We start from the raw sequence: 23,976 nt of genomic DNA on the forward strand, positions 1-23,976 counted from the left end.
TTTGATTGACATCCCATTCCCAAGAACGGTAAGCGGATCAACACCATCTACGAAAGCGGAACAAACCAATAAGAATCTTTTTCGCTGCCATATTTTTCTTTTACCCCACTAAAAGCGAAGTCATACTGAGCGAACCGGCGACAAGGTTGTCGTTGAAAAAAGTAATGGAATCATCCAGTTCGCGTAATGCCATAATGCAAAGAAAAGGCAAGTAATGCTCCGGCGTCGGCACGGAGAGCATCGCCTTTTCACCCAGCCGTTCGTAATGAATCAACGTGTCGTCATCCCGTTCAACAATCGCCTGATTGACCGCTTCGCGGAACGCAAACGCCCAATCATAGCCCGCGCCAATTTGATTGATATGCGCCCTGCTCATCACGCTCAAATTATGAATAATATTGCCGCTGCCGATGATCAACACACCCTGTTCGCGCAAAGCGGATAATTTTTTCGTCAAATTGAAATGCCATTCCGCAGATTGCAAGCGGTTAAGACTGAGCTGCACCACGGGAATATCGGCATCGGGATACAGAAATTTCAACACTGCCCAAGTGCCATGATCAAAACCGCGCGTCGGATTCAGCCCGACATTTTCCGGCTGCAATAACGACCGCACTTGCTCCGCCAACTCAGGCGAACCGGGCGCCGGATACCGCACCTGACTGAGTTCTTCAGGAAATCCGTAAAAATCATAAATCATTTCAGGCTGTTCGCCCGATGAAACCTGCAAACCGCTGCTGTACCAATGCGCCGAAATCATCAAAATCGCCTTGGGTTTGGCAAACTTTTGCGTAATCAGGCTGAGATTTTGGTTGAACGAATTTTCCTTATCCAACACATTCATCGGACTGCCATGCCCGACAAACAATACAGGCATTTTTTTCATCATTGCCTCCTTAATATCTGATGAGGCAGATTGTACGGATAAATGATTAAGCAATAAATCTCAATTTATGAACAACATATTTTCCCAGTAGGAAATGATGAAATATTCTTTGGCTTTGCTGCAAAGTTAAAAATAGGTCGTCTGAAAATGTTTTCAGACGACCTTTTAGTTTTAAATGGCAAGGGCGCATTGCATATACAAAAGAGCGGTCAGATTTTCAAAAGTTTTTGCAAACCCTCTTTCAAACCCAACCGCTTTCGTCATCAAGCCCTGCCCGTACTCAAACCCGCTTTGCCGTTTTCCCACAAGGTTTTCAGCAATACTTTCCACGCCGACAATTTAGGATTGGGCTGTTTGCCTTGCCCGATCAAGTCCATTTGCGTCATATACCAGTTCATTTCCAGCATCGCGCCTGCTTTTTTATCAACCAACGCCACGCCCGTTTGGATGCGGTCGGTTTGTACGGTTTGGTAAGTGCCGTTTTGCATTTGGTTCGCCCAATCAGGCAATAAGGCAAACGGGCGGGCGACGCCGACCAAATCCAAATGGCCGCTGGATAAGGCGTCTTCCATGGCGGTTTGCGAACGGAAGCCACCCGTAATAATCAGCGGAGCTTGGCTGACTGCACGGGCTTTTTCGGCGTAATCGATGAAGAAGGCTTCGCGTTTGCGGGTGCTGTCTTTGGCGGCGAGCATTTGCGGGCTTTCGTAGTTACCACCGGAAACTTCAATAAAATCAATGCCCATTTCCGACAGTTTTTGTATCACTTGCACCGATTCGCTTTCGTCAAATCCGCCTTTTTGGAAATCTGCCGAATTGAGTTTTACACCCACCAAGAAATCTTTGCCCACGGCAGCGCGAATGGCGGTGTAGGTTTCCAAAAGGAAGCGCATACGGTTTTCCAAACTGCCGCCTCATTGGTCTTGGCGGCGGTTGTGGTGCGGCGAGAGGAATTGGCTGATGAGATAACCGTGCGCGGCATGAATTTGTACGCCTGAAAAGCCTGCCTGTTCGGCAATTTTGGCGGTTTGTACGAATTGTTGAATCAGCCCGTTGATTTCATCGGCAGTCAATTCGCGCGGCGGATTGATGAAGCCGTCCATGCCCACCAACGGCACGGCGCTCGGCGCAAGCGGCGTTTTATTGACCACCACAGGCGACTGTTTGCCCGCATGGTTGATTTGCATGATGAGCAGCGTGTCGTTTTGCGTGCCTGCTTTCGCCCATTTTTTCAGCATTTCAAGCCCACTTGCATCATTATCAAGACCGCAGCCGTCTGCAACATTGATAGACCGGTTACTGATGTCCGCTTTCTGCTACTTTTGTCCATTTTGCCAATGTCTGCTTCATCTGTGCCTGAGGGATGAAGCGGGCCATCCGTTCTACTTCCTTGCCTTGATAAAACAGCAGCCATGCAGGTGCGGTCAGCACGTGGAAACGTCCAGCCATTTTGGGTATTTCAGCAATATCGGCTTTTACGGCATACACATTTCCTTCCACAGCCAAAGCTGAGTCAATCTGGGCGGCCACGACCGTACAAACACCGCAGATTGGGGCTTTGATGTACAGTGATACTAAAGGGTGTGTGGCGATGACCTGTTCGATGTCTTTCAGAGTGTGTAGTTGTTGCATGTCATGTACTCCTTTGAGCGATTAAGCCCTTTTCTAGTTGTTAGAAAAGGGGCTTTCAACGAAATAAAAACAAGAAAGTAGTTTGAGCCGTTTAGATTTTCTCCACAACCACTTTTGCCCGCGCTTTCAGGCTGTTCAACACTGGCGAGTTGGCGGCTGAGCGGTCAGCGAAATTTTGCAGGGTAGGAAGGTCGGCGTCGGCTTTTACTTTTACGGTTAGCACCAGATTATCCAGTCCGCCGTAGCCATCTTCCATGCCGAACAGTTTGGCCATGTCGATACCGCCGCTTGCGGATATTTCAAACTGTTCCAGTTTCACGCCTGCCTGTGCTGCTTGCAACTCGAAACCTATGGAGCAGCAGCCTGCCGCAGCGCCGATCAGGTATTCCATCGGATTTGGGGCGGCGTTTTCACCGCCCATGTTTTTCGGTTCGAGACCTTTGCAAAATACCCTTCTTCACCTGTTCCCTCAACAGCCGAAACCCCAAAACAGGTTTTCGGCTGTTTTCGTGCCAAATATCCCCGTTTTTCTTCCCGGATGCCTTATTATGGGGTATCCGGGGAGGATGAAGGGGGTATTGGGGTAGAATTAGGAGTGATTTGGGGCGAAAACAGCCGAAAACCTGTTTTTGGGTTTCGGCTGTCGAAGGAAGGGCTTTTTTGCAAAGGTCTCAGCCTGTTTCTATTCTGCCCAAGCCGCCTAACGCTCCTCCAGCCCGGCCAAAATCGCACAATCCGGGCAGTCGTCTCCCGCGCAGGCATCGTGCCAGCGTTGCAGCTCGACCACCATGCCCTGCAAGCGTTCGATTTTGGCTTCCAGCTCGGCGATGTGCCGCGCGGTGAGCGTTTTCACTTCGCGGCTGGTGCGCTGCGGGTTGTGTTGCAGGCTCAAAAGCTGCCCGATCTGCGGCAGCGAAAAGCCCACTTCCCGCGCATGGCGGATAAAGCGCAGCCGGGCAAGGTCGGCCTGTCCGTAGCGACGGTAGCCCGCTTCGCTGCGCGCGGCCGGGGCGATTAGGCCGTGCTTTTCGTAGTCGCGGATTTGTTTGGCGGAAAGGCCGCTCTCGGCCGCGGCCTGGCTGATGTTCATCATGATGCTTGACCTTTACTTCGGGTGAAGCTTTATAGTGGTGGCACTTAGCGGGAAAGCAAGAGCAGACCCATCATTTCAGGCTACCTGAAAGCTTTGGCTGCAACGGACTTTAAAACCTCAGCCTCATTCCAACAGAAAGGAAACCCTATGCAAACCATCACATTAAACATCGAAGGCATGACCTGCGGCGGCTGCGTGAAAAGCGTTACCAGCATCCTCGAAGGCGTAAACGGCGTGGACAAGGCCGAAGTGAGCCTGGAAAACAAGAACGCCGTCGTGGAATTCGACCCCGCCCAAACCAACCCCGCCGCGCTGATAGAAGCGGTGGAAGACGGCGGCTTTGATGCGGCTTTGTAAATCGAATCGCAACAAATCGACTGCAACACCCCAAAGGCTACCTGAAAACCCTGCTCCGCTTTTTTCAGGTAGCCCAACCACATTCAGAAGGAAGAAACCATGCAACAAAAAGTCCGTTTCCAAATCGAAGGCATGACCTGTCAGGCCTGCGCTTCGCGCATTGAGAAAGTGTTGAACAAAAAAGACTTTGTCGCCGAAGCGGGGGTGAACTTCGCCAGCGAAGAGGCGCAGGTGGTGTTTGACGATAGCCAAACCTCCGCCGCCGACATCGCCAAAATCATCGAGAAAACCGGTTACGGCGCAAAAGAAAAGACGGAAGACGCGCTGCCACAGCCCGAAAAAACAACGCATGTAAGCTGGCGGCTGTGGCTTTTGCTGGCAATCAATATCCCGTTCCTTATCGGTATGGCGGGGATGATGATCGGCAGACACGATTGGATGATTCCGCCGTTGTGGCAGTTCGCATTGGCGAGTGTGGTGCAGCTTTGGCTGGCAATCCCGTTTTACAAAAGCGCGTGGGCGAGTATAAAGGGCGGACTGGCGAATATGGACGTGCTTGTTACCATCGGCACGGTCTCGATTTACCTGTATTCTATCTATATGCTGTTTTTCAGCCCGCACGCGGCGCACGGCATGGCGCATGTGTATTTTGAAGCGGGCGTGATGGTGATTGGTTTTGTGTCGCTGGGCAAATTTTTGGAACACCGCACCAAAAAATCCAGCCTGAACAGCTTGGGTCTGCTGCTGAAACTCACGCCGACCCAAGTCAACGTGCAGCGCGGAGGCGAATGGAAACAACTGCCCATCGACCAAGTGCAAATCGGCGACCTTATCCGCGCCAACCACGGCGAACGCATTGCCGCCGACGGCATTATCGAAAGCGGCAGCGGCTGGGCGGACGAGAGCCACCTCACCGGCGAATCCAATCCCGAAGAGAAAAAGGCGGGCGGCAAAGTGTTGGCGGGCGCGCTGATGACCGAAGGCAGCGTGGTTTACCGCGCCACACAGCTCGGCAGCCAAACCCTGCTCGGCGACATGATGAACGCGCTATCTGAAGCGCAGGGCAGCAAGGCGCCGATTGCGCGTGTGGCGGACAAGGCGGCGGCGGTGTTCGTGCCTGCCGTCGTGGGCATCGCGCTTTTGACCTTTATCGCCACTTGGCTGGTGAAAGGCGATTGGACGATTGCGCTGATGCACGCCGTTGCCGTTTTGGTGATTGCCTGCCCGTGCGCGCTCGGTCTGGCAACGCCCGCCGCGATTATGGTCGGCATGGGCAAAGCAGTGAAACACGGCATTTGGTTCAAAGACGCGGCGGCGATGGAAGAAGCCGCCCACGTCGATGCCGTCGTGTTGGACAAAACCGGCACGCTGACCGAAGGCAGACCGCAGGTTGCCGCCGTTTATTGCGCCCCCGACAGCGGCTTTGACGAAGACGCTTTGTACCGCATCGCCGCCGCTGTCGAACAAAACGCCGCCCACCCGCTCGCCCGTGCCATCGTCTCCGCCGCCCAAGCACGCGGTTTGGAGATTCCCGCCGCACAAAACGCGCAAACCGTCGTCGGTGCAGGGATTACCGCCGAAGTCGAAGGCGTGGGTTTGGTGAAAGCGGGCAAAGCCGAATTTGCCGAACTGACCTTGCCCGAGTTTTCAGACGACGTCTGGCACATCGCAAGCATCGTCGCCGTTTCCGCCAACGGCAAACCCATCGGCGCATTCGCACTCGCTGACGCATTGAAAACCGACACCGCCGAAGCCATAGGTCGTCTGAAAAAACACGGCATCGACGTTTACATCATGAGTGGCGACAACCAAGGCACGGTCGAATACGTCGCCAAACAACTGGGCATCGCACACGCCTTCGGCAACATGAGTCCACGCGACAAAGCTGCCGAAGTGCAGAAACTCAAGGCCGCCGGCAAAACTGTGGCGATGGTCGGCGACGGCATCAACGACGCGCCCGCGCTCGCCGCTGCCAACGTCAGCTTCGCCATGAAAGGCGGTGCGGACGTTGCCGAACACACCGCATCCGCCACGCTGATGCAGCATTCGGTCAACCAACTCGCCGATGCTCTGCTGGTGTCGCAAGCGACTTTGAAAAATATCAAGCAAAACCTGTTTTTCGCTTTGTTCTACAATATCTTGGGCATCCCGCTCGCCGCACTCGGCTTCTTAAATCCTGTCATCGCGGGCGCGGCAATGGCGGCAAGTTCGGTTTCAGTGTTGAGCAATGCGTTGAGGTTGAAGCGGGTGAAGATTGAATAATATTTTGCGTAATATAAAGCGAAGGTCGTCTGAAACCCCCTCCCCTCTTTCAGACGATCTTTCTTTTCTAATATGCGGTTTCCAAACGCTTTTTGCGGTACAATACCGCCCTTAAATTTTTCCTTATTTCAAAGTACAAACCGCCATGTCCAAAAAAACCAAGCAAGAATTAGAGAATAACAAACTCAACAAACGCCTGCGCCACGCCGTCGGCGACGCGATTAACGATTTCAACATGATCGAGCCGGGCGACAAAATCATGGTCTGCCTCTCCGGCGGCAAAGACAGCTACGCCCTCTTAGACATCCTGCGCCAGCTCCAAGCCAGCGCGCCGATTGATTTTGAGCTGGTTGCCGTCAATCTCGACCAAAAGCAGCCGGGCTTTCCCGAAGAAGTGTTGCCCACCTATCTTGAAAGCATAGGCGTACCGTACAAAATCGTTGAAGAAGACACCTACTCGACCGTCAAACGCGTCTTGGACGAAGGCAAAACGACTTGTTCGCTGTGCAGCCGTCTGCGCCGCGGCATTCTCTACCGCACCGCAAAAGAATTGGGCTGCACCAAAATTGCCTTAGGACACCACCGCGACGACATCCTCGCCACCATGTTTTTAAATATGTTTTATGGCGGCAAACTCAAAGCCATGCCGCCCAAGCTGGTGAGTGACAACGGCGAACACATCGTCATCCGCCCGCTGGCGTATGTGAAAGAAAAAGATTTGATCAAATACGCCGAGCTGAAACAATTCCCAATCATCCCGTGCAACCTCTGCGGCTCGCAGCCCAACCTGCAACGCCAAGTCATCGGCGATATGCTCCGTGATTGGGACAAACGCTTCCCCGGCCGTATCGAATCCATGTTCTCTGCCCTGCAAAACGTCGTTCCCTCACATCTTGCCGACCCCGAGCTTTTCGACTTCGTCGGTTTGGAACGCGGTCAAACCTTGAAACACGGCGGCGACTTGGCGTTTGACAGCGAAAAAATGCCCGAACGCTACTCCGACGACAGCGAAGAAGATGAAAGCGAAATCAAAATCACCCCGTCCAAACCCGAACGCAAAGTCATCAACATTCTGGCGAACAAGCCGAAAACTTGTGGCGTATAACACAAAAATCCGGATGCCTTGTCCGGATTTTTTATTTCTTTGCACAAACCTGCCTTGAATCATCAGGACGTGCAACCATAATACGGTGAGTCGTCTGAAAACTGGGATTTTATAGTGGATTAAATTTAAACCAGTACGGCGTTGCCTCGCTTTACCGTACTATCTGTACTGTCTGCGGCTTCGTCGCCTTGTCCTGATTTAAATTTAATCCACTATACGTGAAAGACGATACAAACCGTTCCATTTTAATCCGCCGCAAAACAAGCTCAGCGTGCTTCGCATACCCTTTTTCCTTCCATCAATCAAGGACTGTTATGACTGCCATTTTTATCCTGCTCGGTTTAATCGCCATCTGTGTCGGACTGCTCGGCACGATTTATCCCGCCATTCCCGGATTGGGATTGATGTTCGGCGGCGCATGGCTGCTTGCCTATGCCGGCGATTATCAGATTTACGGTACAAATACTCTAATCTTTCTCGCTGTTATCGCCGCTATCGGCACGGCAATGGATTTTGTTGCAGGCGCATTAGGGGCAAAATATACGGGAGCCAGTAAAAAAGCAGTCTGGGGGGCGTTGATTGGCGGCATTATCGGCGCGTTTTTTTCCATCCCCGGACTGTTGTTCGGCCCGCTCATCGGCGCGGGTGTCGGGGAATTCTTGGCACGCCGCGATATGTGGCAGGCGGGCAAAGTCGGACTGGGGACGTTTATCGGCTTCATCATCGGTACGGTCGCCAAAATCGGTTGCGCCTTGACGATTGTGATGACCCTGCTCGTTATGTGGGCGGCAAGCTGGTTTTAACCTGATCATTGCAAAAGGTCGTCTGAAAATGGTTTTTCAGACGACCTTTTGATTTTTTACCTGATCGGAAAGTTATCCATTGCCGCAACAGGCTTTGTATTTTTTACCGCTCCCGCAGGGACAAGAATCGTTTCGCCCTATTTTTCACCTTCGCGACGTACGGTTTGCGGTTTGTTGATGATTGCCTGCCAATACCAGTAAATATCCAGCAGGACATGCGGCAGGTCGGATTCGAGTTGTGAAAGTTCTTTTTCAGTCAGGTGCAAAATGATTTCGCCGTTTTGCTCTTCGTCGTAAATGCCGCCCAAAGCCATGATCGGATAGAACAAGTCTTCAAACTCCTCCTGATCGACCGCTTCAAACCAATCGGTCGGAACCACATCCAAGGCATACAGATAGGCGTTACACCAAGTGTACACGTCGGGATTGCCCGCTGCATCTTCATAAAGCCACAAATCGGGCAACATTTTACTGCCGAGCTTGATACGCAAATCAGCCGCCAGCGCCATCACCAAACGCTCGATTTCGGTACGCTCTTTTGCGTCAAACAATGATTCTTCACCCAAAACTTCAGGCAGCCAATCGTTCGGATTTAAGGCATCGGGACCACTCAACAAAGCCATCATAAACGCCTGTACCTCATCGCAGCGCATGGTATTGTGTTGTTCCGATTTGGCATCGAGCAGCTGCATCAGGCGCACGCGGGATGCCTCATTAAATACTTGTAATTGCATGGTTTTTCCTTATTTTCAATGATGTATCCGTTATCCGAAAGGCCGTCTGGAAACCATTTTCAGACGACCTTTTCATCAACCCGGCCTATTTCGAACTACTGCCGAACAAGCCTTTGAACCACAATACGATATCGTCCCACATCCGTCTAAACCAACTGCCTTCTTCAACGGAATGCAGTGCGACGACGTTTTTCTCGGTAATGACTTTGCCGTCTTTGATGATTTTGAGTTTGCCCAAGCTTTGACCTTTTCGTATCGGAGCGACAACGGGCTGGACGGTTTCTAAAATCGGTTTGATGTTTTGTCCGGCATTGTGGGGAATAGTGATGTACACGTCTTCCAGGAAGCCGACGTTCACCGATTTGCTGCTGCCTTTGTAAACTTTGACCTTAGAAATGATTTCGCCGCCGTTGTAGAGCTTGGGCGTGTCGAATGCCTGCAATGCCCAGTTGAGCAATTTGCCGCTTTCGGACGCGCGGGCTTCGGTGGACTCAGTACCTACGACGATGGACACGATGCGTCTGCCGTTACGTTTGCTGGACGCGGCAAGGTTGTAGCCTGCGCTTTCGGAATGTCCTGCCTTCAGGCCGTCCACGCTGGAGTCGCGGTAGAGCAAAAGGTTGCGGTTGGGCTGTTCGACATTGTTGTATTTGAAGGATTTAATCGAAAATACGGGATAGTATTTCGGATAATCGTGTATCAGCGCGGCGGACAAAATGGCTAAATCGCCGACGGTGGAAACGTGGCCTTCGGTAGCCAATCCGGTCGGGTTTTTAAAGTGGGTTTTGGTCATGCCCAAACGCTTGGCTTCTTCGTTCATTTGTTGGACGAACACGTCCACCGAGCCTCCTCCCATGGCTTCGGCAAGCGTGGTGGCAGCATCGTTGCCGGATTGGACAATCATGCCTTTAATCAAATCACTCACGCTGGCGGGGACTTTGGGATTGAGGAACATCCGCGAGCCTTCGATTTTCCAGCCTGCGTCAGACACGGTCAGCATTTGGTCGGCGCGCAATGTGCCGTTTTCCAAAGCCTTGAACGTGAGGTAGGCGGTCATCATTTTGGTCAGCGAAGCCGGTTCGATTTGAGTGTCGATATTGTTGGAGGCAAGCACTTGATGGCTGTGCAAATCGGTAACAATGTATGCGGCGGCGGCAATGGCAGGCGGCGCATCGGGGCTGTTGATGCTGGGCATCATGGCTTCGGGCTGGGATGCGGCGGCAGGAGCCGGCTCGGAAGCGGCAACTGCGGGGGCTGCGTTGTTTTTAGCCACTTGCGGCGCGGCTTGCGCGGCGGCAATCATCATCGCCGCGATCAATACGGATAATGTTTTTTTCATTGGAATGTGGTGCGGAAATAGAAATAAAAACAACCGCGTCGTGCGGTTTGGCACAAAAGGCAGTCATTATACCGCCCCATCTTCGCTTTGCTAAGATTTTTCTTGATTTCAGACGACCTCGAGGGTATGGTTTTACCTTTCCGCCGTTTTGTTGACAAAGTTTGACGCGGACGGCGGACACTCCTTTTGAAAATAATCCTCCGGCACACAAAACCATGAACAACCGCCCATCTTATTCCGATTACCTCATCCGCATCCTGACCGCCTCCGTTTACGACGTTGCCGTCGAAACCCCGCTCGAACCCGCCATCGGACTGTCAGGTCGTCTGAACAACAACGTCCTGCTCAAACGCGAAGACCTGCAACCCGTGTTTTCCTTCAAAATCCGCGGCGCGTACAACAAAATGGCGAAGCTGCCTAAAGAAGCGCTCGCCTGCGGCGTGATCGCCGCCAGCGCGGGCAACCACGCACAAGGCGTCGCACTTTCGGCACAGCGTCTAGGCTGCCGCGCCGTCATCGTTATGCCCGAAACCACGCCCCAAATCAAAATCGACGCCGTCAAAAGCCGCGGCGGCGAAGTCGTCCTCAAAGGCGTTTCCTACAACGATGCCTATGATTACGCGATGGAATTGGCAGAAAAAGAAAAACTGACCTACATCGCCCCTTTTGACGACCCCGACGTGATTGCCGGTCAAGGCACCGTCGGCATGGAAATCGTACGCCAACGTCCCGACGACATCCACGCCATCTTCGTCCCCATCGGCGGCGGCGGGCTCGCGGCAGGCGTTGCCGCGTTCGTCAAACAAGTCCGACCAAGCATCAAAGTCATCGGCGTGCAAACACACGACTCCTGCTGCATGAAACAATCCGTCGAAGCCGGAAAAGTCGTCAGCCTCAAAGACGTCGGCCTCTTCTCCGACGGTACCGCCGTCAAAGTCGTCGGCGAAGAAACCTTCCGCCTCTGCCGCGATCTCTTGGACGACATCATCACCGTTGACACCGACGCCATCTGCGGCGCCATCAAAGACATCTTCGACGACACCCGCAGCATCACCGAACCCGCCGGCGCGCTCGCCCTTGCCGGCTTGAAAACCTATGCCGCCCGCAACCGCATCCAAAACCAAACCCTCGTCGCCGTCACCAGCGGCGCCAACATGAATTTCCACCGCCTGCGCCACGTTTCCGAACGCAGCGAATTGGGCGAAGGCAACGAAGGCATTTTCGCCGTTACCATCCCTGAAGAGCGCGGCAGTTTCCTCAAATTCGTCAACCTGCTCGGCAGCCGCAACATCACCGAGTTCAACTACCGCTACGGCGACGACCAAAAAGCCCACATCTTCGTCGGCCTGCAAACCGCAGGTTCCCAAGACCTTGCCGTCATCAGCAGCCAACTGACCGAAGCCGGGCTGCCCAATGTCGATTTGACCGACGACGAAATCTCCAAAATCCACATCCGCTACATGGTCGGCGGACGCACAACAAAAGTCGCCCACGAACGCCTAATCAGCTTCGAGTTCCCCGAACGCCCCGGCGCACTCGCCCGCTTCCTCAACCATATGCAGGGCGGCTGGAACATTACCCTCTTCCACTACCGCAACCACGGCGCCGACTACGGCCGCATTCTCGTCGGCATCGACGTCCCGTCCACCGACGATGAAGCATTTGAAAACTTCCTCGAAAGCCTCGGTTACAGCTATCAGGACGAAACCCAAAACGCCGCATACCGCCTGTTCCTTGCTTGATAGGAAGGCAAAATAAAGGTCGTCTGAAACTCTTTTTATGGTTTCAGACGACCTTTCATCTTTCGGACAACCGACACGAATCCGTATCAACCATCCTGAATTTGATGTCCTTAACGCCAGTAGCGCCACCAAGGCATGTCGTTTGGCTGCCATTGGTGTTGCAGGAAGGGGCTTTGCGGGAAGTTGGTTTCCAAGACGCGGCGGGTGTCGGCGGCGAGTTGGGGTTTTTCCAGTTTCTTGTAGGCAAGCTCCATCATGGCGAGCGATTCTTCTACGTAGCGGGTGTTTTGGTAACGCTCGACGATTTTTTGGGCACGGTTAACAGCGGCAAGGTAGGCGCCGCGTTTCATGTAGTAGCGGGCAACGGAGATTTCGTTACCGCCCAATGCGTCCACCAGTTTTGCCATGCGCTCGGTTGCGTCGGCTGCGTATTTGCTCTCCGGATAGCGTTGTACCAATTCGGCAAATGCTTGGTATGCGCTGCGGTTGGCTTTAGGGTCGCGGTCGGACCAGTCTTGAGAAGCGAGTTTGTTGAGGAAGGATTGGTCTTCATTGAATAAAACCAAGCCTTTGAGGTAAAGCGCGTAATCCATATTCGGATGTTGCGGGTGATGGCGCTGGAAGCGGTCGATGGCGGCGAGGGCTTTTTCAGGCTCGTCGTCTTTGTAATAGGCGTATGCGGTATCCAGTTGCGCCTGTTGCGCGTAGCGGCCGTTGGGGAAGCGGGATTCTAAAATTTCGTATAACTTGATGGCTCGCGTATAATTGCTGCTGTTCAACTCGTCATGCGCTTCGGCATAGAGTTTTTCCACGTTCCAATCTTGTGTGATTTGCGCGTCTTTATCGACCGTACCTTTATTGCTTGCACAGGCACCCAGTGCCAGACTTAACGAAACTACTAAAAGAATTTTTTTCATGCAGAATACTTCCTTTGATAATGAAGCCGATTATAGCGACGATTTAGACTTTACGTCAGCCCCCGAAGCAGAAAGTTGTGTTAATTTGACTGTTCCGCTGGAGCTTGCGGGCGGGCGGCTGGATGCGGTGTTGGCAAAGCTCATGCCTGATTATTCGCGCAGCCGCCTGACATCGTGGATTAAAGAAGGCGCGGTCATTGTAAACGATAAGCCCGCCCAACCCAAAGACAAAATGATAGGCGGGGAATCCATCAGCGTAACGGTACGTCCGAGCGAAGAGAATCTCGCGTTCAAACCCGAAGCGATGGATTTGGATATTGTGTACGAAGACGATACCGTCATCGTCGTCAACAAACCCGCCGGACTGGTCGTCCATCCGGCCGCAGGCAATTGGACGGGGACGCTGCTCAACGGTTTATTGGCGCATTGTCCCGAATTGAGCCAGATTCCGCGCGCGGGCATCGTCCACAGGTTAGACAAAGAAACCAGCGGCCTGATGGTGGTCGCCAAAACCCTGCCCGCACAAAATTCCCTCGTGCAACAGCTTCAAGAGCGCACGGTCAAACGCATTTACCGCGCCGTCGCCAACGGCATCGTTCCCTTTGACGGCAAAATCGAAACCCAAATCGGACGCGATCCGCACAACCGCCTGAAAATGGCGGTCGTCAAATTCGGCGGCAAACCTGCCGTGACACATGTCAAAGTGTTGGAACGCTATCTTGCCCACAGCTACATCGAATGCTCGCTCGAAACAGGCAGGACGCACCAAATCCGCGTCCATATGCGCGAAGCCAACCACCCGCTTGCCGCCGACCCCGTTTACGGCAACCTGCGCCATCCGTGCAGCGAACCGGTAAAAGAAGCGGTCAAAAGTCTGGGCGCGCGTCAGGCTTTGCACGCCTACCGCTTAAGTTTCGTCCATCCGAAAACCGGCGAAACCGTTTCCTTCGAAGCCCCGATTCCCGAAGATATGTATCACTTACTCTCCGTCCTGCGCCTCGAAGCGGGCTTGGATTCTTCTTTGAGCAACGAGGAAGAATGGCAGGACAAACTCGGCACGGATGATGACGATGATTGGAACGAAGACGATTACGATGTCGAAGTGGTCTATGTGAGGGATTAAGGTGTCTTCTTTGGATTTGGTAAATCTTGCACAAATGGACGGCAAAATGCAGTGGCTGGCGGGTTACGGCAATTTGTCGTCTGAAAAAGCATACCGACTTGCCACTAGAGCTGCCATCGTTTCCATGATTTTGCTGCCCGTATGGTTGGGTACGCGGATTATGGATGATATGGAGATTCTGAACATAGGCTCCGGTTTTTTCTTCATGTCATTTCTCTTGATAATGATTTTACCCTTCCCGTATGTGTCTCTATCATCCAAAAAAAGAGCATTGGAAAAATTACAGGATAAGTCTTGGCAATACGACCCTGTCAAACGAGTCCTGACGCATTGGGAAGGCAGCGAAATCGTTATGGAATATACTCTTTCTGAAAATGACCACTTATCGGCAATCAGATGGAGAGGCGATCTCTATGGAGAATTTTTTACGCTGGAATATCGCCGTCCATATCCCGCACCATACGTTCGAATTTTGACTTTTATTTATAGCAAGCCGTCAGACAAAAAAGATTTCGCGGCTGCTGCGCAAAATATTGCCAAGCAGATGAATCTGCCCTTGGATGAAAACGGCTTGTACAACTAGTCTGATCGAATGTTCAAATAGCTTTCACGCAGTAGATGAAAAGGTCGTCTGAAAAAGTACGATGTGGCGTGTCGAGACTGATAGACGCATTCTTTTCAAACCTTTCCTTACTCAGATAAAAACATGAAAACCATCACAGAAACCTTAAATCTCGCCCCGCAAGGCAAAAATTTTCTGACAGCCGACTGGCCTGCGCCCGCCAACGTCAAAACCCTGATTACCACACGCAACGGCGGCGTGAGCCAAGGCGTGTATCAGAGTTTGAACCTCGGTTCGCACGTCGGCGATGATCCCGATGCCGTGCGCCGCAACCGTGAAATCGTGCAGGAACAGGTCGGACTGCCCGTTGCCTACCTCAATCAAATCCACAGCACCATCGTTGTCAACGCTGCCGACGCATTGGGCAACACGCCCGACGCAGACGCTTCGGTGGACAACACGGGCAAAGCCGCCTGCGCCGCGATGACTGCCGACTGCCTGCCTGTCTTGTTCTGCGATAAAGCCGGTACGGTCGTCGCTGCCGCACACGCAGGCTGGCGCGGTTTGGCGGGCGGCGTGCTGCAAAACACCATAGCCGCGATGAATGTTGCGCCCGTCGAAATCATGGCATATCTCGGCCCTGCCATCGGCGCGGACGCGTTCGAAGTCGGACAAGACGTGTTCGACGCATTTTGTACGCCCATGCCCGAAGCTGAGGACGCATTTGAAGACATCGGCGGCGGTAAATATCTTGCCGACATCTACGCGCTGGCGCGTTTGGTTCTGCGCCGCGAAGGGGTGGATATGATTTACGGCGGTACACACTGCACCGTCTTGGAACGCGACACTTTCTTCTCTTACCGCCGCGACGGACAAACCGGCCGCATGGTCAGTCTGATTTGGCTTGAACAGGCATAAAAGGTCGTCTGAAACGCCCTATCCTCTTTCAGACGACCTTTGTAAGACAAAATCCGCCAACATGCAAATCCACCCCAACCCGCACCGCTCAAAAGGATATTCCCATGACTCAAAAAAACGAACACCGCTCCCACCCTCAAGGCGAACTTTTGCTGCGCACCGTCGCCATGCCGCAAGACACCAATCCCAACCAAGATATTTTCGGCGGCTGGATTATGTCGCAAATGGATTTGGGCGGCGGCATTTTGGCGGCGGAAATCGCGCAAGGCCGCATCGTTACCGTCGCCGTTCAGGAAATGAACTTCATCCGCCCCGTTAAAGTAGGCAACGTTGTTTGCTGCTACGGACGCTGCGTACGCGTGGGCAATACTTCGCTGCAACTGAAAATCGAAGTTTGGGTGAAAACGCTGATGAACGACCACCTGACCGAAGACCGCCAACTCGTTACCGAAGCCGTCTTCACCTACGTCGCCATCGACAGCGAAGGCAACACGCGCCCTATTCCCAAAGAAGGCAACCCGAAACTGCAAGGTCTGATTTAAACACTGATTTAAGCAAAGGTCGTCTGAAAACCCATATTGGAGATTTTCAGACGACCTTTTGACTTAAGGCGATACAGGATTTGCTATTGACTGACAGGATGAAACGAAAACGCTCACTCCGGATCATCCGTAAACGCATTCGCCCGAAAGATCGGTACGAACGTCAACAGATAAAGCACGAACACGGCGGCGGTCAGAATCGCGGGGACAGTGATGAAGAATATCGGATTCACGTTCATTAAAACAGCGCGCGAGACGGCTGCGGCGAAGAGGATGGGAACGGCGATGCGGCAGAGTTTGGGATAGTCGAGCTTGGTAAAGCCGCTGTGCCACAGTCCGGCAGTCAGCCACACCATCATCACGCCGCCCATCATGCCGCCGAGGGTAATCAGGTGCAGGGGTGCTGAGGCGGGCAGGTTTTGCAGTTTCGCCGCGCCTGTCCACAGATAGCCTGCGGCGGCAAAGAGTTGGAGCAGGTAATAGGTGCGGACGTAGTGTTTGCGCAGGAGTTCGTGATGGTGCAGTTCGCGCAGCTTGGCGAGCAGGATGAAACCGACGGCGAATGCGGTAAAACCGGCGGTTTGCGCGGGCAGCCAAAGTTCGGCGGCGGTGTGCAGGAGCAGGAAGGTGATGGCGATGTTTTTATAGACGACGTTGGGGATGAATACGGGGTCTTTCAGACGGCATTCTTTAAGGGCTTCCGCGCCCAAAAGGACACTGACGCGGACGGATACGAACATGACCGCCGCCATGTTCAAATGCACTTGCGCGCGCAACAGGTTCAAATCGCCGCTGACGGCATAGGCCGTCTGAAAAACGGTGAACGCGGCAAGCAGCATCAGCAGGGCGAAATTGTCGGTGTTGCGGTCGAGCCAAATCAGCCAGGTGCAGAACAGCAGCAACACCAGCCAATAAGCAGCGACGAAAAACGAAGCGGTTTGCGGCGAAAACGGCAGCAGGACGGATGCGGCAAGCAACAGCGCCGCCAAGACGGTGGCAACGGGTTTCAGACGACCTTTATAACCCGTCCATTCGAGCATGGCGGCAGTCAGAAAACCGCCGTATGCCGCAGGCAGCATGAGTTCTAAGAAGATTTGGCGGTGCAGGACGATGGCGGCGGGACTGATGAAAAACACCAACGCGCCAAGTATGGCAAGCACCGCCGCGCCGACAAAAAACGGCCGCATGGGGTGGGTGAAAAATTTATTCATGGCTTGGCTTAATTCTGCATGAAGATGCTTTCGGATACGGATTTATTGGGCGGACAGGGCCGTATCTTTTGCCAAAGAGGCAAGCCTGCGGCTTGCTTGCCCTCTCCCTAGCCCTCTCCCACGGGGAGAGGGAATTGGGCTGTCGAGTCCGAACATTTTCAGGTTTACCTGCCATCTAATTCCCAATCCTGCACTCTTTGATTTTCAGCAACTTGATTCCCTCTCCCCGTGGGAGAGGGTTAGGGAGAGGGTAACGAACCGCAAGGTTTGTCAGATACTCAAATGCCCGTATCATTCATATTATTGATATTATTGTTTGAATTGTATGATTTTCAATAATAATAAATAACCCTAAACCAATATAAATAACAGCCATTATCCAACGACTAAACTTCTCTACAATTTCACCAACACCTGAAATATTAGCCAATCTTTGTGCTGTATATACTAAAACAAAAATCAATATTAAAAATACAAGAAGAGTAACTAATAAGTCGACAAGATCTAAAGTCACAAAGTAAGGAACAAAAAGTCCAATATTATCTGCACCACAACTAGCAACTGTAACCAAAGCAACAATACCGACTAATTTTGACAACCCTTTTTCATCCAATTCTTTTTTAGCTCTTTTTTCGCCCTCACAATCGTCGTAAATAGCAACTTTAATACCTAAGTAAATCGGTATTAAACCTAATAAACCCAACACCCATTTTTCCGGAACATAATTCAAAACAAAAGCTAGAAATAAACTAACTAATATTAAAATTACAGAACCTAAATATTGTCCGATATAAATATCTCGATATTCTTTTCTAGTATTTGCTCTAGCAAAAAATACTAATAGTATTACCAACAAATCTACTGCTGTAGCAATATATAAAACAGCAGCAGTAATCACAGTCGAAAACATAAAGCACCTCATAATGAATCCCCTGCCCCCTTGGCACCACGGCTTTTTCAAAAACCGAATCGCGTTCGGATAACAGATTCGTATCTTTCGCTAAAGAGGCAAGCCTGCGGCTTGCTTACCCTGCGGCTTGCTTACCCTCCCCCTAGCCCTCTCCCACGGGGAGAGGGAATCGGGCTGCCAAACCCTAACATTTTCAGGTTTACCTGACATCTGATTCCCAATCCTGCACTCTCTGATTTTCAGCAACCTAATCCCCTCTCCCCGTGGGAGAGGGTTAGGGAGAGGGCAACGAACCGCAAGGTTCGTCAGATACTCAAATCCCCTCATCACTCATAATAATGAATCCCCTGAAACTCCCTTGCCACGACTGCCTCTTCAAAAGCCGAATCGCGTTCGGACAACGGCGTGGGCAGGGTTATCACGTTTTGCACGTTCATGCCCTTAGTGGAAAGCAGCATGATTTCATGGCTCAGGCGCGCGGCTTCGAATCGGTCGTGCGTCACCAGCATACACGCCATGCCCTGCTGCTCGATTTTTTCCACCAGCATGGCAACCAAAATATCGCGCAAATCGCGATCCAAACCGACAAACGGCTCGTCCAGCAGGGCAAGGTCGCAGCCGCACAGCAGCAGGCGCAAAAACGCCACCCGTTTCGCCATGCCGCCGGACAATTCGGTCGGATATTTGTTCAAATCGCCCGCAGTCAGCCCGACTTTCGCCGCCAGCGCGATGATTTCGCCTTCATCGGGTTTGTCCATAAAAATAGCGATATTCTGCATCGCGGTCAAGTTTTCCGGCAGACGGTTTTCCTGAAACAGAAAACCCGTTTTACGGAAAGTATTGCGTATCGTGCCCGATTTCGGCGTTTCCAAGCCCGCAATCAAACGCAAAACCGTCGTCTTGCCACAGCCGCTCGGCCCGAACAAAGCTTTCACTTCGCCATGTTGCAGGTTCAAACTGAAATCGCGCACGATGGGGTCGCGGAGAATTTCAAAACGCACGTTTTCAAGACAGAGCATCATCTTCTCCACGGCATAAACAAAATTTCCAAAGGCTTGGTAATCAGGTATTCAAACAGCGACACAAACACGATAACCAGAACCACATAAGCCATCACCGTCGAAGTCTCCAGCATCGCCCTCGCGTCCGCAATCCGCGCGCCCACGCCTTCGCTCGCGCCCAAAAGTTCCGCCATAATCACCACCTTCACCCCCATCGCCACCGCCACGCCGATGCTGGAAATCACATAGCCCGTCAGATGCGGGATATACAGATAGCGGATTTTTTTCAGACGGCCTAATTTATAAGCGTCAAACAATTCCTCATGCTGCTTGTTCACGCTCGCCATCCCGACCGCCGCACTCGCAAACGTCAGCGGCGCAACCAACACAATGATGGTAAACAACACGCTCGGATTGCCGAAACCGAACCAAAACAACGCCATCACTACCCAAATAATCGGCGGCATCGCCAACAAAATCGTAATCACAGGCTTGAGCAACGCCATCGCCGTCTTAAAACTGCCCGCCACCAGCCCCGCCGCCAATCCCGCTACCAGCGCAACCGAAATGCCCACCACCGACCGCCACAGCGAAATCCCGATTTCATTTTCCTGAAAATGTTTCAATAAATCCAAAGACTTTTGAAACACCTCCACCGGCGCGGGCAGCATAAACTCACCGAACACGGCGCTGCCCCACGCCCACAACGCCACCACCACCATCGCCACGCTCAGACCGGCAAAGCCGCTCCAAAGGTAGTCGATGATGTAAAACAGCGCAGGCTGCGGTTTGCGGATTTTATCGGTTTTAATCATGGTTTGAGTGTTGGTTAATGGGGATGGTTTGGGGATGATAGGCCGTCTGAAAAAGGGTTGATTGGGTTAGATAGAATGCCTTAATCCAACGAAACGATTTGGTTTCCCAAATAATGTTTTTCAGACGATCTTGGTTTGGGATTTCGGGGGGGGGCGACTGCGGCTAAGCCAACTTAAGATTGCTTATTGATATCTTATATCCCAAACCTGAAAATGCTCTTTATCATCTTGAATTATCTTTATCATATCTTCTAATTTTCTCATTTTTCTAGAGTTATATTCGAAAATCTTGTTTTTGTATTTATCTTGAAGTTTGCATAAGGATTCCCAGTAACAATCATTCCTAATTTCTTGGGGGTTTAAAGTAAAGAAATATAACCTACGATATATTTCAACCTCAGAATTATTTATTAATTCAGCATTTTTCTCATAGAATAATTTTAAATCTTTATATTGAATCGAATCTTTACTTTGTTTACTATCAAATAATACCAAATTCATGGTAACTGCATTAATTAAATCAGAATAATATTCATCAAAATCTAATTTATTAGGTTGTTTTCTAATTTCATTATTAATTTTATTTAACGTACTTTCTGTATAATCTAATTTCTCATCCTCTGATAGTAAGTGTCTATAAAGTAAAAGATATTTATATCTAGGTAAAGATGGTAACTCTTCTCTCTTTAATTTAAATATTGGTTGCATATATGAGCTATTAATATTTTGTCCATTATAGTTCTCGCTAAGAAGTATATAACATTGAAAAGTCCCAAATATCTCAATATAACAAAACAATCTTTTTTCTATATTAAATAATTTTATTTGATGGCATAAATAACGCAAATCATCACTAGAAAAACGTACTTCCTCAATAGCACCATTTATAAAATCCCATGGCATATAAAGTAGCAATGGTATTTTTTGCTTTATATGATGATGCTCAATATCCAGAACATATTCCAATTCTTCACGTTTAACACCGTGCGCAATAGCAAACCCAATAGCTATTTTTGCCATACCTTGTTTGTATGCTTTATTATCTAAATTAAATGGAATAGCATAGCTATTATCAGAATAGCTATTAAAATCCCTAATAACAATAACATTCTCAGAATTTTCTATTCCAAAATGTTTCATCTTAGCCTTCTTAAGTCCTTCAAGATTTATTTCAGGCATTCCTTTAGGATAAAGGATAATTAATTTATTACCATGTTTAAATGCATCAACACCCGCAGGTAAAAAATTATTCTTATTAATTTTAAATTTAAACGATCTATTAAACTCAGGAATGAATATATCTCCGTCTTCAGTAAAATTTTTATTTTCCGATTTTCTATCAAAATTTATAGGTAACCTAGATGTATAATTTTTAAAAATCTCAACAAATGGTACATCTATCTCTTTACCTAAACGGTTTCCGCAGCTTTCGCATAAAACACCTTTTTTTACTAATGTTCCTCCTAATGCTTGTTGGAAAATATGTTCACCATGATCATTTTCAGGTGTTAAATCCTCATTACATAAATAGCAAATTCCCATTATTTCTCCTTTTATCTAAAAACAGCATATTATGATAATAATATTATACTAAAATGTTGTCTGAATAATAATAAATCAGCAATTGTAGATTGGGTTATGATCCAATATTTCAGACAGTTCAAAGGTTTTTTGTGTACTCTTCTAGCTATTATTTTATTTAATAGGCCGTCTGAAAAATAGAAGATTGAATACTTGCAACTATTCTACACTTTCAGACGGCCTCCCTCCTATTTTAAGCCAAGAAGAACCCGTTATCCGGCAGCTTGCCGCCCAAGAGTTTCGGGTTGAACTGCATCAGGATTTCGTAAAACTTCAAAATCTCGTTCTTCACTTCGCTGCCTTTGGTTACCGTCAGCCGTGCGCCGTCCAAGCCCATGACTAGGGCGGGTTCGGGGGCGGGGAGGTAGTTTTTGCCGATTTTCGCCGCGCTTTGACGGTTGGCCAGTATCCAGTTGAGCGCGTTTTTCAAATCCTGATGGAAGATGTCGAACTGCGCCTTGTGCGCGTGGAAATATTCTTCGTTGGCGATGATGCCTGCCATCGGAATCAGCGGTTTGGTATCAAACGCCTGCCCCCATGCCTTCACCAAATCAAAGCCGCGCACGACGTTTACGCCCATGGTTTTGCCTTTAAGTAGACTGGCTGTTGCCATCGGTTCGGGCAGGATGGCGGCGTGGTAGTCTTTACTTAAAAACAGTCCGACTGCTTCTGGCGGCGTGGCGGTGTAGGTGATGCCGACTTTGTGTGCGTCGATTTTCAGTTTTTTCAACAAGGCTTGCAGCACGATGTCGGGCATGTCGTTTTTAAACGGCACGAGGATTTTTTTGCCGACCAAATCCTGCGGCGAGGCAATCGCACTACCTTTGCACATCAGCTGCGTGATGCCGTTGGTCAAAATATTGACCATACCGACTTTCTGCCCTTGGTTGCGCAGGTTTACGCCCACATTGCTCGGACTCATCATCACTTTAAATTGTCCGCTTGCTACGCCCGCGCGCAGTTGGTCGGGCGAACGCCAGATTTTCAGCGACACATCCGCCTGTTTCGCCAGCTTGCCCTGCAACGCCGCTACGGCAATGGTAACGCTGGGCATTGCCGGCGCGCCGTAAATGGTAAACTGCTCTTTACCGGCAGCCAACAGCGAAGGCGAAACGCCTGCCGCAGCCAGCGCAGCGGTCATTTTTAAGAAATCACGTCTTTTCAGTTCCATTTTCCAATCTCCTGGTTAGGTAGCGCGGACTTCAGCCCGGCTGTTTAACAGAATCCCTCTAAGATGGGTTTGAGCTGCGCCAAACATAGGAATGGACACACCACAGCCTATCTAGACTCGCAACTCTGTTTTTCCATCCACATTCTGATAATAATTTTTATTCATTATGCTATTAAAAAAAATGGAAGTAAAGGCACGATTGTCCCGACATCCGTTTATATATAGAAACGCAAATCTTTTTCGGCATTACGCCTATTAATAATATTGAAATAAAAGGTCGTCTGAAAACGGTTTTCAGACGACCTTTTGTTCCCCAATACGGCTTAATTTGTGTTTTTTTGTTTTAAAGAACCAAGATAAATCGCTGACAAAGTCAAAACAACACCAAACCACTGCAAAGTGTTAATCGGCTTGTCCAACCAAAAATAATCAATCAGTAAAGCGGCGACGGGTTCGGAAAGCAGCAGCAAACCGGTTAAAGACAGGGACAGCAGCGGGATTGCATAGGCAATCATCCCCCATGCCAAACATTGCATGACCACGCCGTATATCAAGACTAAGCCTATATCGCGCCATTGCGTCGGGTATAGGGCGTTACTGTCGAAAATCAGCGCGGGAACAATCAGGGACAACGCGCCGCCGAAACTCAAAACCATCATCAATGGAAAAAGCGCCACCCTTTCAACTTCATGCGTTTTGCGGACGAACACCATAGACAATGCCAAAAGCCCGCCCGACGCAATTCCGCTGGCAAAGCCCCATAAGGCGTGGGCATTGTGGTTGAACTCGGGACTGCCGATTAGGACCACCCCGCCAACCGCCAATATCAGGCTCAAAACTTGCAGGCTGTTCAAGCGTTCTTGAAAAAAGAAAAATCCAATGGCGGACAGGAAAAATATCTGTAAGCTGTTGAGCAATGTGGAAATCCCGGGTCCAACCGCATATACGCTTTCATGCCACAATGACAAATCAAACGCCAGAAATATGCCGGACAACATGGCATATTTGACCGCCCTTCTCCTTTTAGGCAGCTTTTGCCCGAAAAAACGGCAGAGCAGCCAAAACACGCCCGCCGCAATCAGCAGCCGCCAAAATGCAACTGCATACGGGCCTACGGGGACGAATCTGACGATCAGGCTTCCCAGCCCGAATAAGACGCAGCCGAAGATGAGGAATGGTGCAGCATAAGAGTCGGAACGGATATTCATGAACTTACTCCGCAACGGATTGGCATGAGGATTTAAAGTGATGAAAAGGATTGTGCATGGTAAC

At 50.5% G+C, this 23,976-nt stretch carries 22 protein-coding genes and 2 pseudogenes; 9 read left to right on the forward strand and 15 right to left on the reverse strand.

Annotation, left to right across the window (positions count from 1 at the left end; translation table 11 throughout):
- Positions 1–100: 100 nt before the first annotated feature.
- The 5 genes and pseudogenes from ygiD to cueR all read right to left on the reverse strand — a co-directional run bounded on the left by ygiD (position 101) and on the right by cueR (position 3,611).
- Positions 101–886, reverse strand: a complete 786-nt coding sequence (gene ygiD, locus AC5M9B_RS07590; protein ID WP_070655711.1) for a 4,5-DOPA-extradiol-dioxygenase — start codon at positions 884–886, stop codon at positions 101–103.
- Between the two features lie 263 nt (positions 887–1,149).
- A pseudogene (locus AC5M9B_RS07595) lies at positions 1,150–2,124 on the reverse strand (oxidoreductase).
- Between the two features lie 58 nt (positions 2,125–2,182).
- Positions 2,183–2,518: a thioredoxin family protein gene (locus tag AC5M9B_RS07600; RefSeq protein ID WP_070655709.1), complete on the reverse strand. Its 336-nt coding sequence runs from the start codon at positions 2,516–2,518 to the stop codon at positions 2,183–2,185.
- A gap of 91 nt (positions 2,519–2,609) precedes the next feature.
- Complete coding sequence (locus AC5M9B_RS07605; RefSeq protein WP_070655707.1) at positions 2,610–2,939, reverse strand: OsmC family protein; 330 nt, start codon at positions 2,937–2,939, stop codon at positions 2,610–2,612.
- Positions 2,940–3,218: 279 nt separating this feature from the next.
- Positions 3,219–3,611 (reverse strand): Cu(I)-responsive transcriptional regulator, encoded by a 393-nt coding sequence (gene cueR, locus AC5M9B_RS07610; RefSeq protein ID WP_379976321.1) that lies wholly within the window; start codon positions 3,609–3,611, stop codon positions 3,219–3,221.
- A gap of 147 nt (positions 3,612–3,758) precedes the next feature.
- Between cueR and AC5M9B_RS07615 the strand changes: the two genes are divergently transcribed.
- The 4 genes from AC5M9B_RS07615 to AC5M9B_RS07630 all read left to right on the forward strand — a co-directional run bounded on the left by AC5M9B_RS07615 (position 3,759) and on the right by AC5M9B_RS07630 (position 8,138).
- Entirely contained in the window at positions 3,759–3,968 is a 210-nt protein-coding gene (locus tag AC5M9B_RS07615; protein ID WP_003674677.1) for a heavy-metal-associated domain-containing protein, read from the forward strand.
- Between the two features lie 99 nt (positions 3,969–4,067).
- Positions 4,068–6,230 (forward strand): heavy metal translocating P-type ATPase, encoded by a 2,163-nt coding sequence (locus AC5M9B_RS07620; protein ID WP_487648468.1) that lies wholly within the window; start codon positions 4,068–4,070, stop codon positions 6,228–6,230.
- A gap of 145 nt (positions 6,231–6,375) precedes the next feature.
- Positions 6,376–7,335: a tRNA 2-thiocytidine(32) synthetase TtcA gene (ttcA, locus tag AC5M9B_RS07625; protein ID WP_070655704.1), complete on the forward strand. Its 960-nt coding sequence runs from the start codon at positions 6,376–6,378 to the stop codon at positions 7,333–7,335.
- Between the two features lie 314 nt (positions 7,336–7,649).
- The gene (locus tag AC5M9B_RS07630) at positions 7,650–8,138 is read left to right on the forward strand and encodes a DUF456 domain-containing protein (RefSeq protein WP_070655702.1); all 489 of its coding nucleotides are present in this window, start codon (positions 7,650–7,652) and stop codon (positions 8,136–8,138) included.
- A gap of 72 nt (positions 8,139–8,210) precedes the next feature.
- On the opposite strand, the pseudogene AC5M9B_RS07635 reads toward AC5M9B_RS07630, so the two are convergent.
- Positions 8,211–8,872 (reverse strand): annotated as a pseudogene (locus AC5M9B_RS07635) (UPF0149 family protein).
- Between the two features lie 85 nt (positions 8,873–8,957).
- Complete coding sequence (locus tag AC5M9B_RS07640; RefSeq protein WP_487648469.1) at positions 8,958–10,211, reverse strand: D-alanyl-D-alanine carboxypeptidase family protein; 1,254 nt, start codon at positions 10,209–10,211, stop codon at positions 8,958–8,960.
- 215 nt (positions 10,212–10,426) lie between these two features.
- Here AC5M9B_RS07640 and ilvA point away from each other — a divergent pair, with 215 nt between their 5' ends.
- Positions 10,427–11,953, forward strand: a complete 1,527-nt coding sequence (gene ilvA / locus AC5M9B_RS07645) for a threonine ammonia-lyase, biosynthetic (protein ID WP_070655696.1) — start codon at positions 10,427–10,429, stop codon at positions 11,951–11,953.
- 110 nt (positions 11,954–12,063) lie between these two features.
- Here the strand turns inward: ilvA and AC5M9B_RS07650 are convergent, their stop codons facing one another.
- Positions 12,064–12,870, reverse strand: a complete 807-nt coding sequence (locus tag AC5M9B_RS07650) for an outer membrane protein assembly factor BamD (RefSeq protein WP_070538918.1) — start codon at positions 12,868–12,870, stop codon at positions 12,064–12,066.
- Between AC5M9B_RS07650 and rluD the strand changes: the two genes are divergently transcribed.
- The 4 genes from rluD to yciA all read left to right on the forward strand — a co-directional run bounded on the left by rluD (position 12,869) and on the right by yciA (position 16,015).
- Positions 12,869–13,993 carry a 23S rRNA pseudouridine(1911/1915/1917) synthase RluD gene (gene rluD / locus AC5M9B_RS07655; RefSeq protein ID WP_101810763.1) on the forward strand — a complete coding sequence of 375 codons (1,125 nt, stop codon included), beginning with the start codon at positions 12,869–12,871 and terminating at the stop codon, positions 13,991–13,993. The genes AC5M9B_RS07650 and rluD overlap by 2 nt on opposite strands.
- A gap of 1 nt (position 13,994) precedes the next feature.
- Positions 13,995–14,576, forward strand: a complete 582-nt coding sequence (locus AC5M9B_RS07660) for a hypothetical protein (RefSeq protein ID WP_261765163.1) — start codon at positions 13,995–13,997, stop codon at positions 14,574–14,576.
- Positions 14,577–14,699: 123 nt separating this feature from the next.
- Positions 14,700–15,473 carry a peptidoglycan editing factor PgeF gene (gene pgeF, locus AC5M9B_RS07665; protein ID WP_070655692.1) on the forward strand — a complete coding sequence of 258 codons (774 nt, stop codon included), beginning with the start codon at positions 14,700–14,702 and terminating at the stop codon, positions 15,471–15,473.
- A gap of 104 nt (positions 15,474–15,577) precedes the next feature.
- Positions 15,578–16,015: an acyl-CoA thioester hydrolase YciA gene (gene yciA / locus AC5M9B_RS07670; RefSeq protein ID WP_003742967.1), complete on the forward strand. Its 438-nt coding sequence runs from the start codon at positions 15,578–15,580 to the stop codon at positions 16,013–16,015.
- 113 nt (positions 16,016–16,128) lie between these two features.
- Here the strand turns inward: yciA and AC5M9B_RS07675 are convergent, their stop codons facing one another.
- The 7 genes from AC5M9B_RS07675 to AC5M9B_RS07705 all read right to left on the reverse strand — a co-directional run bounded on the left by AC5M9B_RS07675 (position 16,129) and on the right by AC5M9B_RS07705 (position 23,912).
- Positions 16,129–17,226, reverse strand: a complete 1,098-nt coding sequence (locus AC5M9B_RS07675; RefSeq protein WP_070655690.1) for an NnrS family protein — start codon at positions 17,224–17,226, stop codon at positions 16,129–16,131.
- A 295-nt stretch (positions 17,227–17,521) separates the two neighbouring features.
- Positions 17,522–18,136 (reverse strand): CadD family cadmium resistance transporter, encoded by a 615-nt coding sequence (locus AC5M9B_RS07680; protein WP_070538915.1) that lies wholly within the window; start codon positions 18,134–18,136, stop codon positions 17,522–17,524.
- Between the two features lie 326 nt (positions 18,137–18,462).
- Positions 18,463–19,155, reverse strand: a complete 693-nt coding sequence (locus tag AC5M9B_RS07685) for an ATP-binding cassette domain-containing protein (protein WP_182096250.1) — start codon at positions 19,153–19,155, stop codon at positions 18,463–18,465.
- A complete protein-coding gene (locus AC5M9B_RS07690; RefSeq protein ID WP_487648470.1) occupies positions 19,155–19,952 on the reverse strand; it encodes an ABC transporter permease in 798 nt (265 codons plus the stop codon). Before AC5M9B_RS07690 ends, AC5M9B_RS07685 begins: the two co-directional genes overlap by 1 nt.
- 183 nt (positions 19,953–20,135) lie before the next feature.
- Positions 20,136–21,494: an HNH endonuclease gene (locus AC5M9B_RS07695; protein WP_487648471.1), complete on the reverse strand. Its 1,359-nt coding sequence runs from the start codon at positions 21,492–21,494 to the stop codon at positions 20,136–20,138.
- Between the two features lie 232 nt (positions 21,495–21,726).
- On the reverse strand, positions 21,727–22,704 hold the full coding sequence (locus tag AC5M9B_RS07700; RefSeq protein WP_487648472.1) for an ABC transporter substrate-binding protein: 978 nt from the start codon (positions 22,702–22,704) through the stop codon (positions 21,727–21,729).
- A 323-nt stretch (positions 22,705–23,027) separates the two neighbouring features.
- Complete coding sequence (locus AC5M9B_RS07705; RefSeq protein WP_070679764.1) at positions 23,028–23,912, reverse strand: DMT family transporter; 885 nt, start codon at positions 23,910–23,912, stop codon at positions 23,028–23,030.
- Between the last annotated feature and the right edge of the window lie 64 nt (positions 23,913–23,976).

It is taken from the genome of Neisseria flava, from assembly GCF_982712965.1.